The 14,781-nt window shown below is 41.4% G+C and carries 17 protein-coding genes; 13 read left to right on the top strand and 4 right to left on the bottom strand.

What is annotated here, in order from left to right; all coding sequences use genetic code 11:
* The first annotated feature begins 38 nt into the window (after positions 1–38).
* The 6 genes from NSS60_RS08710 to NSS60_RS08685 all read left to right on the top strand — a co-directional run bounded on the left by NSS60_RS08710 (position 39) and on the right by NSS60_RS08685 (position 5,922).
* Positions 39–317 (top strand): autorepressor SdpR family transcription factor, encoded by a 279-nt coding sequence (locus NSS60_RS08710; protein ID WP_064220759.1) that lies wholly within the window; start codon positions 39–41, stop codon positions 315–317.
* Entirely contained in the window at positions 314–940 is a 627-nt protein-coding gene (locus NSS60_RS08705) for an SdpI family protein (protein ID WP_340720781.1), read from the top strand. Before NSS60_RS08710 ends, NSS60_RS08705 begins: the two co-directional genes overlap by 4 nt.
* The gene (locus tag NSS60_RS08700) at positions 937–1,704 is read left to right on the top strand and encodes a YhfC family intramembrane metalloprotease (protein WP_004890864.1); all 768 of its coding nucleotides are present in this window, start codon (positions 937–939) and stop codon (positions 1,702–1,704) included. Before NSS60_RS08705 ends, NSS60_RS08700 begins: the two co-directional genes overlap by 4 nt.
* Before the next feature lie 172 nt (positions 1,705–1,876).
* The gene (locus NSS60_RS08695) at positions 1,877–2,794 is read left to right on the top strand and encodes an aldo/keto reductase (RefSeq protein ID WP_004890860.1); all 918 of its coding nucleotides are present in this window, start codon (positions 1,877–1,879) and stop codon (positions 2,792–2,794) included.
* Positions 2,795–2,917: 123 nt separating this feature from the next.
* A complete protein-coding gene (locus tag NSS60_RS08690; RefSeq protein ID WP_064213994.1) occupies positions 2,918–4,606 on the top strand; it encodes a formate--tetrahydrofolate ligase in 1,689 nt (562 codons plus the stop codon).
* Between the two features lie 125 nt (positions 4,607–4,731).
* On the top strand, positions 4,732–5,922 hold the full coding sequence (locus NSS60_RS08685; protein ID WP_004890855.1) for an MFS transporter: 1,191 nt from the start codon (positions 4,732–4,734) through the stop codon (positions 5,920–5,922).
* Positions 5,923–6,079: 157 nt separating this feature from the next.
* Here the strand turns inward: NSS60_RS08685 and NSS60_RS08680 are convergent, their stop codons facing one another.
* From NSS60_RS08680 to NSS60_RS08670, 3 genes are read right to left on the bottom strand one after another with little or no spacing between them, the layout of a single operon-like run.
* Positions 6,080–6,784: a pirin family protein gene (locus NSS60_RS08680; protein WP_340720780.1), complete on the bottom strand. Its 705-nt coding sequence runs from the start codon at positions 6,782–6,784 to the stop codon at positions 6,080–6,082.
* A gap of 11 nt (positions 6,785–6,795) precedes the next feature.
* Complete coding sequence (locus tag NSS60_RS08675) at positions 6,796–7,194, bottom strand: DoxX family protein (RefSeq protein ID WP_035018704.1); 399 nt, start codon at positions 7,192–7,194, stop codon at positions 6,796–6,798.
* Between the two features lie 56 nt (positions 7,195–7,250).
* On the bottom strand, positions 7,251–7,691 hold the full coding sequence (locus NSS60_RS08670; RefSeq protein WP_004890850.1) for a MarR family winged helix-turn-helix transcriptional regulator: 441 nt from the start codon (positions 7,689–7,691) through the stop codon (positions 7,251–7,253).
* A 180-nt stretch (positions 7,692–7,871) separates the two neighbouring features.
* Here NSS60_RS08670 and NSS60_RS08665 point away from each other — a divergent pair, with 180 nt between their 5' ends.
* The 7 genes from NSS60_RS08665 to NSS60_RS08635 are packed head-to-tail and all read left to right on the top strand — an operon-like array spanning position 7,872 to position 14,477.
* The gene (locus tag NSS60_RS08665) at positions 7,872–8,294 is read left to right on the top strand and encodes a c-type cytochrome (RefSeq protein WP_035018702.1); all 423 of its coding nucleotides are present in this window, start codon (positions 7,872–7,874) and stop codon (positions 8,292–8,294) included.
* A gap of 18 nt (positions 8,295–8,312) precedes the next feature.
* Positions 8,313–10,178 carry a Sec-dependent nitrous-oxide reductase gene (gene nosZ, locus NSS60_RS08660; protein ID WP_192950971.1) on the top strand — a complete coding sequence of 622 codons (1,866 nt, stop codon included), beginning with the start codon at positions 8,313–8,315 and terminating at the stop codon, positions 10,176–10,178.
* Between the two features lie 49 nt (positions 10,179–10,227).
* Complete coding sequence (locus tag NSS60_RS08655; RefSeq protein ID WP_340720779.1) at positions 10,228–10,791, top strand: hypothetical protein; 564 nt, start codon at positions 10,228–10,230, stop codon at positions 10,789–10,791.
* Entirely contained in the window at positions 10,791–12,089 is a 1,299-nt protein-coding gene (nosD, locus tag NSS60_RS08650) for a nitrous oxide reductase family maturation protein NosD (RefSeq protein ID WP_340720778.1), read from the top strand. Before NSS60_RS08655 ends, nosD begins: the two co-directional genes overlap by 1 nt.
* A complete protein-coding gene (locus NSS60_RS08645; RefSeq protein ID WP_064213992.1) occupies positions 12,086–12,883 on the top strand; it encodes an ABC transporter permease subunit in 798 nt (265 codons plus the stop codon). Before nosD ends, NSS60_RS08645 begins: the two co-directional genes overlap by 4 nt.
* On the top strand, positions 12,880–13,551 hold the full coding sequence (locus tag NSS60_RS08640; RefSeq protein ID WP_004890837.1) for an ABC transporter ATP-binding protein: 672 nt from the start codon (positions 12,880–12,882) through the stop codon (positions 13,549–13,551). Before NSS60_RS08645 ends, NSS60_RS08640 begins: the two co-directional genes overlap by 4 nt.
* Positions 13,548–14,477 carry a FixH family protein gene (locus tag NSS60_RS08635; protein ID WP_004890835.1) on the top strand — a complete coding sequence of 310 codons (930 nt, stop codon included), beginning with the start codon at positions 13,548–13,550 and terminating at the stop codon, positions 14,475–14,477. The genes NSS60_RS08640 and NSS60_RS08635 overlap by 4 nt, the downstream gene beginning before the upstream one ends.
* Here NSS60_RS08635 and NSS60_RS08630 read toward each other — a convergent pair.
* Complete coding sequence (locus tag NSS60_RS08630; RefSeq protein WP_004890833.1) at positions 14,474–14,779, bottom strand: metal-sulfur cluster assembly factor; 306 nt, start codon at positions 14,777–14,779, stop codon at positions 14,474–14,476. The genes NSS60_RS08635 and NSS60_RS08630 overlap by 4 nt on opposite strands.
* Positions 14,780–14,781: the final 2 nt, after the last annotated feature.

Genomic DNA, 14,781 nt, shown 5'->3' with positions numbered 1-14,781 from the left:
CATTTATCTAAATATATAAAAGAAAGTTGGTGAAAAAAATGTCGTTTAACGGAGCGTTTAAAGCGATTGCTGATCCGAACCGAAGAAAAATTCTTTCTTTATTAAAAAAAGGGGACTTAACCGCAGGGGAAATTGCCGAACATTTTGATATGCAAAAGCCGAGCGTTTCCCATCACTTAAAAATATTAAAACAAGCCGATTTAGTGGAAGATCGCCGAGTTGGTCAGCATATTTATTACTCATTGAACACAACTGTTTTCCAAGATTTAATGAGCTGGTTTTATGACATATTACAAAAAGAAGGTGATGAATCATGAAAAAGCATTCGTTTGTTATTTTTCTTATTATATGTAGCTATATCTTAAGTTTATTAGCTATTCCATATTTGCCGAATGAGGTAGCCATTCATTGGAACGTTGCGGGAGAACCAGATGGCTTTACAAACAAATGGTGGGGCGCGTTATTATTACCGATTTTGTTAACAGGAATTGTTGCTCTCATCGTCTTTTTGCCGAAAGTGGATCCACGCAAAGAAAACTACGAGAAATTTGAAAAAGTATATCGTATTTTTTTACATGTATTTATTTTGTTTTTATTTAGCATACATGTGGTGACGCTCGCATATAATCTCGGGTTTCCTGTGCAAGTTGATATTGTTGTGCCTATCGGGGTGGGTGTTTTATTTATTGTCCTTGGCAATTATATGCCGAAAATTAAACCGAATTATTTCATTGGCATTCGCACCCCTTGGACGTTAGAAAATGAAGTAGTTTGGCAAAAAACGCACCGTGTCGGTGGAAAAGTGTTTGTTATCATGGGTGTATTGATTATGTTCACGATATTTGTAACAAGTGTGTGGCGCTTTATTTTTCTTATGATCATCGTATTTGGTGGCACGATGTATTTGTTTATCCAGTCGTATTTATTTTCGCGTAAATGAAAGGGGAGATCGATTTGGTTGGGATGTCTATTCAGTTGTTTCTTTCTTTGATTGTTCCTTTTGCACTTATCATATATGGACGAAAAAAAGGATGGCTTTCTTGGAAAGCGTTCGGTGTCGGCTTGCTTATTTTTGTTTTATTTTCACAAGTGTTAGAGAAGATGCTTCACTTTCTCGTAATTGATCCGAGCGGCACATCACTAAAAGGAACAAGTAGCGTTTGGGCGTTTGTCGCTTACGGAGCTTTAGCAGCCGGAGTATTTGAAGAGATAGGGAGATATGTTGGATTTCGTTTCATGTTAAAAAACAATCGATCGTATGGGGATGGGCTATCATTTGGCTTAGGACATGGAGGAATGGAAGCCGTGCTAATTGGTGCTTTTAGCGCTGTGAACATGATGGTCATTTCTCATCTCGTCGAAACAGGGCAGTTTGAGCAAATTGCTTCCTCTCTTCCTGCTACGCAAGTGGAGATGCTCAAAACTATGTTAAATCAGCCTGATTGGATGTATGTATTAGGTGGTATAGAGCGAACATTTGCGATAGTGATTCATGTTGCGCTTTCGCTTCTTGTTTTATACGGGGTTCGGAAAGGACAATTCCGTTATGTGGTGTATGCGATTTTGATTCATACGTTAATTGATGTAGTCCCTGCGTTATATCAAGTGAAAATCATTTCGAATGTTTGGGTGATCGAAACAATCTTTGCTTTTTTGGCAATCGCTTCACTTGTCTTCATTCGACGTATAGCAGAAAAATTTTAAAAACATATTGCATCGAAACGCGTTTCATACCTTATGCTTGCGTCAAAAGCATAAGGGAGGAGAATTTTATGGGTATATTGTATATTTTTATTTTATGTGTTATTGAGTTAATCGGAGCACAGTTCGCCATAGAAGCAGATTCAAAGCGAAAGTAAAAAGGGGGGATGGACAAATGAAACAAATAAACATTGGTAACTCTAGCCTAACAGCATCGGAAATTGTGTTAGGGTGCATGCGAATTTCGGGAATGTCTGTTTCTGAGCTATCGCGGTATATAGACGAAGCGCTTGAAGCAGGAATTACGATGTTTGACCATGCAGATATTTACGGAAAAGGGCGTTGTGAAGAGCTGTTTGGCGAAGTGCTTGCTTCTCGTCCGCATTTGCGCGGACGCATTCACATTCAAAGCAAATGTTCGATTCGTGATGGCTATTATGACTTATCAAAAGAGCATATTTTAGCATCGGTCGATGGCATATTGAAGCGACTTCAAACCGATTATTTAGACATGTTGCTTTTACATCGGCCGGATACACTGATGGAACCAGAAGAAGTAGCAGAGGCGTTTGAACGTTTACATGAAAGTGGAAAAGTTCGGCATTTCGGGGTGAGTAACTTCAATAGTATGCAAATTGAGCTATTGCAAGCATACGTTAAACAGCCGATTATCGCGAACCAAATGCAGTTCAGTATTATGCATGCGAATTTAGTGACAAGCGGCATTCAAGCAAATACGCTATTTGATGGAGCAATGAACCGCGACGGACATATTTTAGAATATTGTCGCCTAAAAAATATCACCCTCCAAGCATGGTCTCCGTTCCAATACGGCTTTTTCGAAGGAGTGTTCATTGACAACGAAAAATTTCCAGAAGTTAATGAAGTACTCGGACGGCTAGCGGAGGAAAAAGGAGTAAGCAAGTCAGCGATTGCTGTCGCTTGGATTTTGCGCCATCCAGCGAACATGCAAGTGATCGTTGGCACAACAAACTCTGCTCGCTTAAGAGACATTTGCCAAGCAAGTCACGTGCAACTCTCTCGACAAGAGTGGTACGAAATCTATCGTACGGCAGGTCATCGGTTGCCGTAATTGACGAAAACACTTTTTTGGCGATTGCTGAAAAAGTGTTTTTTCATTGCTTAAGCTCTGTCATCTTTTCATACCACCGTGCTAAAATAAGGGGGGATTATTTTTATACTGGGGGACTGAACGATGACAATGACGACGAAGATTAAAACAGACATTGAAATTGCCCAAGAAACGAAATTAAAGCGCATTCAAGACATTGCAAGTGAACTGGATTTGTTAGAAGAAGAGATTGAACCGTATGGGCATTATAAAGCGAAAATTTCCCTTCATGCACTGAAGCGGTTAGCGACGAAACAAGATGGTAAAGTCATCTTAGTGACGTCGATTAATCCAACGCCAGCGGGAGAGGGAAAATCGACGGTCACTGTCGGTCTTGGTCAAGCATTACATAAAATGGGTAAAAAAGTGATAATTGCGATGCGGGAACCTTCCCTTGGTCCGACGATGGGAATAAAAGGCGGTGCGACAGGTGGAGGGTATTCACAAGTGTTGCCGATGGAAGACATTAATTTGCACTTTACAGGAGACTTACATGCGATTACGACCGCGAACAACTCCTTAGCTGCGCTTATTGACAACCATATTCACCAAGGAAATGAATTACGAATCGATACGCGCCGCATCGTTTGGAAGCGAGCAGTTGACTTGAATGACCGTGCACTACGTAAAGTCGTGGTCGGATTAGGTGGACCGACGCAAGGCGTGCCACGCGAGGACGGATTCGATATTACCGTTGCCTCTGAAATCATGGCGGTGTTTTGCTTAGCAACCGATTTGCAAGATTTAAAGCGACGTTTAGCAAACATGGTGGTAGCATATAACGTGGATCGTCAACCTGTGACCGTAGCGGATCTTGGCGCCGAGGGAGCCCTCACACTTTTATTAAAAGATGCGCTAAAACCGAATTTAGTCCAAACGGTAGAACATGTACCTGCGCTTGTGCACGGTGGTCCGTTTGCCAATATCGCTCACGGATGCAATAGCGTTATCGCAACAAAAATGGCGCAAAAGCTTGGGGACTATGTCGTGACAGAGGCGGGATTTGGTGCGGATTTAGGTGCGGAGAAATTTTTACATATTAAAGCGCGCACGGCAGGAATTGAACCATCAGCAGTTGTCATTGTGGCAACGGTTCGGGCGTTAAAAATGCACGGCGGGGTAGGGAAACAACAACTAGCGAGCGAAAATGTCGAGGCATTAAAAAAAGGACTAGCCAATTTAGAGAAACATATTGAAACGATTCAAGCGTTTGGTTTGCCGTTTGTCGTTGCTATTAACCGTTTTATTACGGATACAAATAAAGAAATTCAAGCATTAACGGCATTTTGTGAAGAAAAAGAATATCCTGTATCGTTAACGGAAGTATGGGAAAAAGGTGGGGATGGCGGAATTGATTTAGCTCATAAAGTATTAGAAGTAATCGAAAATACAAAAAGCACGTACACTCCGTTATACGAATTAGATGAACCGATTACGGATAAAATTCAAAAAATCGCGCGCGATGTTTATGGTGCAAGCGACGTTTCTTTTTCTGACAAGGCGAAAAAGCAAATCGAACAATTTACATCGTTTGGGTGGGACAAGCTCCCGATTTGCATGGCAAAGACGCAATATTCGCTTTCCGATGACCCAACAAAGCTTGGCCGCCCGACCGATTTCACGATCACAGTGCGCGAATTAAAACCATCGATTGGCGCTGGATTTCTCGTCGCCTTAACAGGGGATGTCATGACGATGCCAGGCTTGCCGAAACAACCAGCAGCGCTTCAGATGGATATCGACGAACATGGAAACGCACGCGGACTTTTCTAAGTGAGCAATAAGGTAGCGTCTCATCTGTGTGATGAGGCGCTTTTTATGAGTAAACAAAAAATTGAAATGTTGGCAGAAGGTATTATAATGTAAATATTCAATTTGTTTTCTAGGGAGAGAGGAAGATGCAAGCAAGTGTTGAACAACGCACAAATATGCAAACAGTCGTTTATCCGATTTTAATTGCCATTAGTATTGGTCATTTATTGAATGATGCCATGCAAGCTGTGGTGCCAGCGCTATTTCCGATTTTAGAATCATCCATGCGCTTATCTTATACACAAATTGGTTGGATTGCATTTACGCTGAATATGACTTCGTCTATCCTACAGCCGGTTGTCGGCTTGTTTTCCGATCGGTATCCATCGCCGAGCTTTTTGCCGCTTAGTATGGGAGCGAGCCTATTAGGTATGATTGGATTAGCGTTTGCACCTAATTTTTTCTTTGTGTTATTGTCCGTTTTATTCATTGGATTTGGTTCAGCTATATTTCATCCAGAAGGTTCGCGCGTCGTTTATTTTGCCGCTCGGGCGAGAAGGGGGTTCGCTCAATCCATTTATCAACTTGGCGGAAATACAGGCAACGCTCTTGCACCATTGTTTACAGCGCTCATTTTTGTTCCATTTGGTCAAAAGGGAGCAGTTTGGTTTGTCATTGTTGCAGCACTTGGAATGATTGTTTTATTTTGGGTGTCGAAGTGGTATGCTGTTCAATTGCATCAAGTGAACAAACGCCGGAAGGAAACGATGGGAGAGAAGAAACAAATAAGTCAAAAGATTATATTTGCACTTATCCTCCTAGTTCTTTTAGTATTTGCACGTTCGTGGTACTATGCTGGAATTTCAAATTATTATCAATTTTATTTGATGAAATATTACGATATTTCCATTCGTGAGGCGCAGCTTTATTTATTTGTTTTTATGATTGCTGGAGCGATCGGTACCGTTTTTGGCGGTCCGCTTGCTGATCGATTTGGGAGACGAAATTTAATTTTTGCATCCACGCTCGGTACGGCACCGTTTGCGCTCATTTTGCCATATGTGCCACTTCATTTTGTTTTGCCAATTATTTTTGTCACGGGTTTTATTTTATCGTCTAGTTTCGCTACGTTTGTCGTCTATGCACAAGAATTGCTTCCAGGAAATGTTGGGATGGCTTCGGGATTAATTGTTGGTCTTGCGTTTGGGATGGGGGCGCTTGGAGCGGTTGCACTTGGAAAAATTGCTGATGTGTATACGTTAAAAGCACTTATGGTCATGTGTAGTTTCCTTCCCTTATTTGGTGTCTTGACATTTTGGCTACCTAAGGAAACGTAAGTATCGCTTGTGGCTATACAGATGCCCGTTCAATAAGGCGAACGGGCATTTTTTCTTTTTGGGACTGTGTAAAAAAGTCATGCATTCGCATGTTAAAGTAATGAAAAAGCATATAGACATCAATCCGGCTTGCCCGTTTTTCTAGGCAAGTTGGCAACTATGGTAAGTCGATAAGCATAAATTGGCTATCTGCTTTTGCGGTAATATGCAATATTGGCGTATTTGTTATACGGGCGGCGTCACGACGGTGTAATATCGTTTCGTCGTTTAACGTAATCTCCCCCTCGATAACAAACAAATATATTCGACGTCCTTCTTGTTGTTGGAATGTAACGTGCTGGTTACTTTCTAGATTAGATAAATACATCGTTATGTCTTGATGAATGTAGGCAACTTCATTTCCGGCCTGTGTTTTCGAAACAATAGGCAATAAACGGTTCTTCATTTTTTGAATATCGTATGAAACTTGTTCATATGACGGGGTAAGGCCGCGTGCTTCAGGTAGAAACCAAAGTTGTAGAAGATTGACTTCTTCTGTAGCAGATGGATTCATTTCTGAATGTACAATGCCTGTTCCGGCTGTCATCCGTTGTACTTCACCGAATGAAATGATGCGATGATTGCCGAGATTATCGCGATGTTCAAGTTGTCCTTTTAGAACGACTGTAACAATTTCCATTTCTTGATGGGGGTGCGCTCCAAAACCACGTTGTGGCGCGATGATATCATCATTAAATACACGTAATGGACCAAAGTGCATATTGTTTCGATCAAAGTATTCAGCGAATAAAAAACTAAAATAGCTTTGTAGCCAACCGTGGTTTGATTGAAACCGTTTATGTCCAGGATATACGTGAATCATGGTGTGCCTCCTTATTTTATGAGTGCATCAATTGAGTAGTCGCCTGCGCCGATAAGAGCAATACCGATCACAACAACAATCAAAATAAAGTTGTACTCAAAGCCATTTTGAGTGACCCAAAATCCATTCGGAGCGTGCACTTTTACAATAGCGACGACCATTGTAGCAGCGAGCAACAAAGCGGCAAATGGGGTGAACAGCCCGAGAGCAAACAACAATCCCCCAACGAACTCCGCTAGGCCAGCAATGAGTGCCATTGTCACTCCCGGTTTTAACCCAATGGACTCAAGCCACCCACCTGTTCCTTTTAAGCCGTATCCTCCGAACCATCCAAACAACTTTTGAGCCCCATGACCGACAAACGTTAAACCAACAGCGAGACGAATAAGTAAAATACCAATGTGCATCATGATCATTTCTCCTTTCATATATCTTGATTTCAAGATAAAAGTTGTGCGATAGGCCTTTAAAAAGGCGCTAATGAAAGACCTATCTTTTTGAGCAAATGAATCGCCATTTCTTTTTCATCTGTGGACAAAGATTGGAAAATCTCCAACATTTTTTGTGCGTGTTGCGGAAAAATGTGATCCATTAGTGCTTTTCCTTCGTCAGTAATAACAGCGTACGTAATGCGCCGATCTTTTTCACAACGTTGCCGGACAATATATCCTTTTTCTTCGAGTTTGTCGACGACATATGTCATACTTCCACTAGTGAGTAAAATTTTGTCACCTATTTGTTGAATCGGCTGCGCTCCTTTATGATACAGTAAATCGAGCACACCAAACTCCGTTGGGTTTAGTCCGTAACGTTGGATGTCATGCTTAACATGTTCGGATACGGCTTTATGTGCCCTAGAAAGAACAACGAATAGTTTTAACGATAATGTTTGCTCGTTTTGATTCATACGCATCAACCTTTATCTTGACTTCAAGATAATTATAAACTTACGAAAAGTAAGTTGTCAACGGTTAATATGTCATCATTTGTTCAAAAAATTCCATCGTCAAGTGATTTGTAGCACAACTTGAATTTTATGTAAGACATTATAATAGATTGTGAAGGAAAAATGAAAAGAGGTGAGGAAATGAAACAGTCACTGCTTATTTTTTTGCTTAGCGCTGTTATAGGCTTGGCGGGTGGATATACATATTTCCATTTCGCTAACAAAGAGCCTGCCAAAGAACAACCAACAGCTACTGAGCAAAGCAACGAAACATCGACTGAACAAAAGGACACCACTGTAAGTTCGAAGGAGGGGGAAATCTTTAAACAAAAAGGGTGTATTTCTTGTCACGCTATTTCTAAATTGAACGTGCAAGGCGGTACGACAGGACCGGACTTATCGAACGCTTATGTAGAAGTCGAAGAAAAACATGGAAAACCAATTGATGAGTTTTTAAAGGAGCCAACGTCTGCGGTGATGTCTGGCGTAATCAAATCGAATCCATTAACGGATGAAGAACGAAAAGCGATCGTTCAAGCGTTAAAAGTTGCCTCGGAAAAATAAACGAAAAGAGGTGTTCGTATGAAGAAAAAATGGATTTCCGCCATTTCTGGATTGGCTGTCGGTGTGTTAGCTTCCACTGTTTTTTTCGGCGATTTTTCTCCAAAACAACCGACTTCAACGGCATCTGCGAAAACTAATGCGGAAAAAGTATACGTTCCGTTTGGTGAGAAAGATGAATACTACTTATTTGCTTCTGGTGGCCACTCAGGACAGTTATTTGTATATGGTGTTCCATCGCTTCGACGCATTCGAACTGTCCCTGTATTTTCACTTGACTCCGCTACTGGATATGGATGGGACGAACATTCGAAAAAAATGCTTGGCGGCTACACATGGGGAGATTTGCACCATCCTGCGCTTTCCGAAACGAACGGAGATTATGACGGAAAATATTTATTTGCGACCGATGTCGCCAACAGCCGTGCGGCAGTGATGGATTTGAAAACGTTTACCGTTAAAGACATTATTAGTGTGCCAAATACAAGCGGTCCACACTGTGCGGCATTTGTGACGGAAAACACGGAATATTTGTTTTTGCCGACGCGTTTTGCCGTTCCGCTTGGGGATAAATATGAATCGCTCGATGACTACAGCACAAAATACCGCGGCGTGATGAGCGCTGTCACATTTGATGAAAACGAGCAAAAATTAAATATTGCCTACCAAGTGGCGTTGCCGCCATGGTCATATGACTTGTCCGATGCAGGAAAAAAAGTATCAAAAGACTGGGCGGTTATTACGACATATAACACAGAAGAAGCAACAACGAACTTAGAAATTAACGCTTCCAAGGAAGACCGCGACTTTATCGTTTTATTTAACTGGCGGGAGCTTGAGAAAATGGTGAAAGAGGGAAAATACGATACGGTTGAGGGGCAAAAAGTGATTTTCCCAGAAAAACATGAAGGCGGCATTTATTTAATACCGGTAGCAAAATCGCCGCACGGAGTAGATGTCACCCCTGATGGCAAGCGATTTATTGCTTCAGGTAAACTAGCACCATTGCTTACCGTATTCTCGTTTGAAAAGGCGTTTAAGGCGATTGAAAATAAAGACTTCGCCGGTGAACGAAACGGCATTCCGATTTTAAAATATGAATCGGTGGTAGAACGTGAAGTAAACCCAGAAAATGCAATTGGACCACTTCATACCCAATTCGATGATAAAGGAATGGCGTATACGACGATGTTCATTTCTTCTGAGGTCGTCAAATGGGATCCGAACACAGGCGAAGTGCTTGACCGTGTGCCGGTGCAATATTCGCCAGGCCACTCGGTTGCTGCGGAAGGCGACACCGTTTCTCCAGACGGAAAATATTTAGTTTCGTTGAATAAATTGGCAAAAGACAGCTATTTATCTGTTGGACCATCGCACCCAGAGTCGATGCAGTTAATTGATATTAGCGGCAAAATGGAAGTGATTCAATCGGCACCGGTCGATCCGGAACCGCACTACGGGCAAATGATTAAAGCAGATAAAATTAAAACGATTGAAGTATATCCAAAAGACGAGAAAAACCCGTACGCTGTCTTTAATCAAAAAGATACGCGCATCGTCCGCAAAGGGAACGAAGTGCACGTATATGGTATTGCGATGCGTTCGAAATTCATTTTTGATGCGAAAGCAAAACGTCCAGATGTCATAGAGGTAAACGAAGGCGATAAAGTATTTATCCATCTCACGAACATCGACCGTGACGAAGATATTACACACGGCTTTGCGATTAATAAATACAACATTAATATTGAAGTGCAGCCAGGGCAAACGAATACGGTCGAGTTTGTGGCGGATAAAGCAGGAACATATCCAATTTATTGCACAAATTTCTGTTCAGCATTGCACCAAGAAATGACAGGATATTTACTCGTCAAACCAAACCAATAAGAAAAAGGGGGGAATCTTTCCCCCTTTTAATTAAAAGGAAGTGAAAAGAATGAAGAAAGCGAAATTATCTATTTCATCCGCACTCATCATTAGCTGTGCGGCTGCTTTAATCGGTGCATCGCTCTTTTTTCCGTGGTGGGGAATGCGGTTTGTTGCACCGCAATATCCTGAGGGACTCGATATTATTGTCTATCCCAATAAGCTGAAAGGAAATATCGACATTATTAACGGGTTGAACCATTATATCGGCATGAAACCGTTCAGTGAAGAAAGTTTTCCGGAATTGTCGTATTTGCCGTACGTTATCGGGGCGCTGGCGGTTTTGACGTTAGTGGTCGCGTGGCTTCGCGATAAACGATGGCTTTTCGGACTAATCATTGTTTTTGCTTTCGGAGGATTGTTAGGGCTTTATGACCTTCATCGCTGGTTAGTTGACTTCGGAACAAATTTAAGCGATGATGCACCAATTAAAATCGAACCGTTCGTTCCGCCAGTGTTTGGGGAAAATCGCATCGCTAACTTTGTGACGAACAGCTATTTTTCTACCGGTGCGTATATGATTGGGGCAGCATTTCTTTTACTTATACTTCCGTTATGGAAGGAGCGAAAATGATGAAAAAGTGGTTGCTTGGGCTTGTCCTTCTTTTCTTTCCGTTCTTCTCTCCACTGGCGACTTATGCAGAGGGGACGCTGCAACAACTAATTGATGAAACGCCAGCGAACGGAACGCTTTTATTAAAAAATAAAACATATGTCGGCGATATCGTTATCGAAAAGCCGATAACGATTAAAGGGGCAGCCCATACGGTTATTAAAGGAAGCGGCAACGGCAACGTCATCAGTATTCGCGCACCGCATGTGACGATTTCGAACGTGGTGGTGACAAATAGCGGGAAAAGTCGTAGCACACAAGAAGAGTATGCTGCGATTAAAGTATATTCCGATAATAACACGTTGAAACATATTACGATTACCAATTCGTTTCACGGTATTTACTTAAGCCAAGCTCATCATAATGTCGTCGAATATGTGCGCGTCATTGGGAAAAGTGGGGAGATAGCTGGACAAGGGAATGGATTGCACGTGTATTACTCTAATTTTAACAAGCTTGCCCATAATACAATTGTCGGAACGAGAGACGGCATGTTTTTTGACTACGCCAATCATAACGTTGTGAAAGATAATGACGTTTCGCGTACAAGATACGGACTTCATTATATGTATTCAGACGATAACGAGTTTTACCGAAACCGATTTACGTTAAATACTGGCGGTGCGGCAATTATGAATTCGAATCGCATCGTGTTAAAAGGTAATGAATTTTTGTTAAATAAAGGAATGCGTTCGTTCGGGGTGTTGTTGCAAATGGCGAATGACAACAAAATTATTGGTAACGAATTTTATCAAAACGAACGAGCGTTCTATATTGATCAATCGACGAACAACTTTATAGAGGGCAATACGATTGTCAAAAACCAAATTGGCGTTGAATTATGGGGAAGTTCACAGCGCCAAACATTTACGAACAATCGTTTTTGGAATAATACGATTTCTGTATTAAGTTTAGGGGGCGAAGAAAATAATCGCTTCAGTTTTCGTGGCGTAGGAAATCATTGGGGAGACGACGCGCACTTTTTCGACTTAAATCAAGACGGAAAAGGCGATTCTCCGTTTCAATATAAATCATCGTTACACAAAATCGTCGAACAAAATGAATTAGCGTATTTATTTTTAAATACACCAAGCATTAAACTATACGAAAAAATAAACGAGTTGATGCACGAAACAGAAGTTATGGCAACCGACAATCATCCGTTTGTCGATCGCCACAGCATGCCGTGGACAACGATATTATTTGCGCTTGTAATGATGGTCTGGATTTTACAAAGCAAAAGGGGTCAACGACAATGAACTTTATTTGGAAAGAATGGTTAGAAATTTCTCGTGGAAAAGCGTTTTGGCTTTTCTTTATTTTGGTAGTTGCTACGTCTTTTTCCGTTTTTTTAAACACAAAAAATTTGCCGGTAGATGAAGGATTTGCAGTGTTTTTATTAACGCTGTTTGAAATGAATATTTATGTCATCCCAATTCTTTGTCTCTTTTTTGCTTCATTTGCTGTGATGCAAGAAAAAGAGTTTAAGACGCTCCTTATGATGATGGCGCGCAGCGGTTCATACGGCTCGTTTTTATGGCGAAAAAGCGTAGCAGTGCAAACGATCACGATCGGCATGTTTCTCCTTTCGTATTTTGTACTGATGATACCAGTAAAATTTGTTTTTTCGTTTCACGCGACACATTTTCTTTCTTTTTTAGCTGCTATCACGGTGCTCATTGTCATCTTTAATCAAATTGGGCTATTGTTAGGAAGCGTTTGCCGAACGAAAATTCAACTGATCGGTGCGAACTTATTTGTTCTTTTCTTTTTCTTATATTTGTACGATTTCGTGTTGCTTTATATGTTGCCGAACGTCACTTATGATAACGTCCAAAGCTTTGCGCTCCTTTATTTCTTGCAGCCGATGCATACGCTTCGTTTCTTTTTAGAAACGTCGCTTGGTGTTTTTTCGCTCGATTATTTATCGCGAACGATGGAAAAATTTTTCTCATTTCCAGCGCTAACGTTAGTAGCACTCAATATCGTCGTTTGGGTTGGTATCGTCTTTTTCGCTTCTGTCTTGTTTTATCGGAAGGGGGAACAAGGATGATTGTTATGGAACATGTCACCGTCGCGTACAAGCAGAAAAAAGTGTTAGACGATGTTTCACTTGTCGTGGGGAAAGGAGAGCGGTGCGCGCTTATCGGAAGAAACGGAGCGGGCAAATCGACGCTTATTTCGAGTGTGTTAAATATGATCCCGATAAAGCAAGGGAAAATTTCGATTTGCGGCATCCCAAACAAACAACACCAGTGGAAACCGCATGTCGCTTATTTGCCGGAAAAGTTTCAGCTATATCCTCATTTGACAGGAGAAGAAAATATTCGCTTTTTCGCGTCATTGAACGGTTCGGCTGTCAATGAACAAAAAATCGAAGAGGCGTTGAAATTAGTCGGATTGTGGGAAGAGCGAAACGTCCGAAGCAAAGAATATTCCAAAGGGATGCTTCAACGGCTTGGGCTTGGAATTATGCTTTATTATGATGCCGACCTTTTTATATTGGATGAGCCGACGAGCGGACTAGACCCGATGGGACGGGCCGATATTTTGTCGATTTTGCATTCGTTGCACGGCAAAACGATTTTTCTATCTTCGCATCATTTAGACGAAGTGAAGCAAATTTGTACTCATATTGCTTATTTAGAGAACGGAAAAATGACGAAATATACGTTAGCGGAATTTGAAGCTAACGTGATGTATGGGGAGGAGAGAAGATGAGGAAACTAACCGTTTTTCTTTTCAGCTTGTTATTTTTGTTCACAGGATGTTCGAACGGTGACTGGGAAGTGACGATAAAGACGACTCCATTTTATAAAGAAGGGGTAGCGGCTCCGTTTGCCGTACAAATTAAAGAAAACGGAAAACTAGCTAAACAATTAAAAGTTCATGCGACGTTTGAAATGAGCAATATGGATCATGGGAAAATTGAGGTAGATTTGCACGAGAAAGAAAATGGCGTTTACGAAGGAAATGTACAGCTACCAATGGAAGGAGATTGGGAAGCGCTTCTTGTCATTAAGAAAGGGAATGACAAAGTCGAAAAATTGCTAAAAATGCATGTAAAAAAAGAAACAGCAGTCGCCAAAATCGGTAAAGAAAAAATTACGATGAACGACGTTCGTTTTTATCAAGCGTTGAGTAAAATCGAAATTGCGATTCAAAAAGAACGCGCGCAAGCAACGTATAAAGGAGCCGCGCTAAACGAACAACTTGCCTACTGGAATCGAAGAGAGCAGTACGCACATCGATTGGATCAAGCTTTGTCACACTTAGTAGAGTTGCAGGTGATGGCTTTATTAGCTGAAGAAAAAGGACATGTTGTTACAAAGCAAGAAATCACGAAAACGATTGCTGCGCTTCGCCATCAATATGAGCGCTATGAAGTTGTTCAACAAATGATTGATACGTATGGAGAAAAAAAGTTTTGGGAAGATTATTCCCACTATAGTAAACTCCGTTTGCTGGTGAGCGATGTTTACAACGATTTGGCAGGTGCAGTGAGAAAAGCGAACCCAACCGTCAACGACAACGAGATTCGCTATTTAGCGCAAAAACAATATAACGAGTTGTTTATTTCTCAAATCAATTCATTGCAAATCGATTTGTATATTCAGGGGCAAACAGAAGGTCGTTTGCCCCATTAATTTGATAAAAAGCCCAATTGCCGTAGTGCGGCTTCGCTCATTCGCTCTGGTGTCCATGGCGGATTCCACGTAATTTGTACATCGACATCTTTTACCCCCTCCATGTGTGCAAGCGCTCGTTTGACACCACCAACAATGGAATCGTGAAGCGGGCAGCCTGGGGTAGTAAGTGTCATCACTATTGTCACAACTCCGTCATCAATTCGCAAATCATAAATTAACCCTAAATCCACGACATTAATTCCTAGTTCTGGATCATATACGGTGCGCAGTTGCTCCATGACCATTTCTTTTAATTCCATTT

It is taken from the genome of Anoxybacillus sp. FSL W8-0382, assembly GCF_038003845.1.
Taxonomy (GTDB): Bacteria; Bacillota; Bacilli; order Bacillales; family Anoxybacillaceae; genus Anoxybacillus; species Anoxybacillus flavithermus_G.
Note: the sequence above shows the minus strand (reverse complement) of the source record. Positions and strands in the feature narration are given on the sequence as shown.

Excerpts from the sequence above, each read along its gene's own strand:
- NSS60_RS08710 (WP_064220759.1), top strand. The coding sequence starts at position 39 with ATGTCGTTTAACGGAGCGTTTAAAGCGATTGCTGATCCGAACCGAAGA.
- NSS60_RS08705 (WP_340720781.1), top strand. The coding sequence starts at position 314 with ATGAAAAAGCATTCGTTTGTTATTTTTCTTATTATATGTAGCTATATC.
- NSS60_RS08700 (WP_004890864.1), top strand. The coding sequence starts at position 937 with ATGAAAGGGGAGATCGATTTGGTTGGGATGTCTATTCAGTTGTTTCTT.
- NSS60_RS08695 (WP_004890860.1), top strand. The coding sequence starts at position 1,877 with ATGAAACAAATAAACATTGGTAACTCTAGCCTAACAGCATCGGAAATT.
- NSS60_RS08690 (WP_064213994.1), top strand. The coding sequence starts at position 2,918 with ATGACAATGACGACGAAGATTAAAACAGACATTGAAATTGCCCAAGAA.
- NSS60_RS08685 (WP_004890855.1), top strand. The coding sequence starts at position 4,732 with ATGCAAGCAAGTGTTGAACAACGCACAAATATGCAAACAGTCGTTTAT.
- NSS60_RS08680 (WP_340720780.1), bottom strand. The coding sequence starts at position 6,784 with ATGATTCACGTATATCCTGGACATAAACGGTTTCAATCAAACCACGGT.
- NSS60_RS08675 (WP_035018704.1), bottom strand. The coding sequence starts at position 7,194 with ATGATGCACATTGGTATTTTACTTATTCGTCTCGCTGTTGGTTTAACG.
- NSS60_RS08670 (WP_004890850.1), bottom strand. The coding sequence starts at position 7,691 with ATGAATCAAAACGAGCAAACATTATCGTTAAAACTATTCGTTGTTCTT.
- NSS60_RS08665 (WP_035018702.1), top strand. The coding sequence starts at position 7,872 with ATGAAACAGTCACTGCTTATTTTTTTGCTTAGCGCTGTTATAGGCTTG.
- nosZ (WP_192950971.1), top strand. The coding sequence starts at position 8,313 with ATGAAGAAAAAATGGATTTCCGCCATTTCTGGATTGGCTGTCGGTGTG.
- NSS60_RS08655 (WP_340720779.1), top strand. The coding sequence starts at position 10,228 with ATGAAGAAAGCGAAATTATCTATTTCATCCGCACTCATCATTAGCTGT.
- nosD (WP_340720778.1), top strand. The coding sequence starts at position 10,791 with ATGAAAAAGTGGTTGCTTGGGCTTGTCCTTCTTTTCTTTCCGTTCTTC.
- NSS60_RS08645 (WP_064213992.1), top strand. The coding sequence starts at position 12,086 with ATGAACTTTATTTGGAAAGAATGGTTAGAAATTTCTCGTGGAAAAGCG.
- NSS60_RS08640 (WP_004890837.1), top strand. The coding sequence starts at position 12,880 with ATGATTGTTATGGAACATGTCACCGTCGCGTACAAGCAGAAAAAAGTG.
- NSS60_RS08635 (WP_004890835.1), top strand. The coding sequence starts at position 13,548 with ATGAGGAAACTAACCGTTTTTCTTTTCAGCTTGTTATTTTTGTTCACA.
- NSS60_RS08630 (WP_004890833.1), bottom strand. The coding sequence starts at position 14,779 with ATGGAATTAAAAGAAATGGTCATGGAGCAACTGCGCACCGTATATGAT.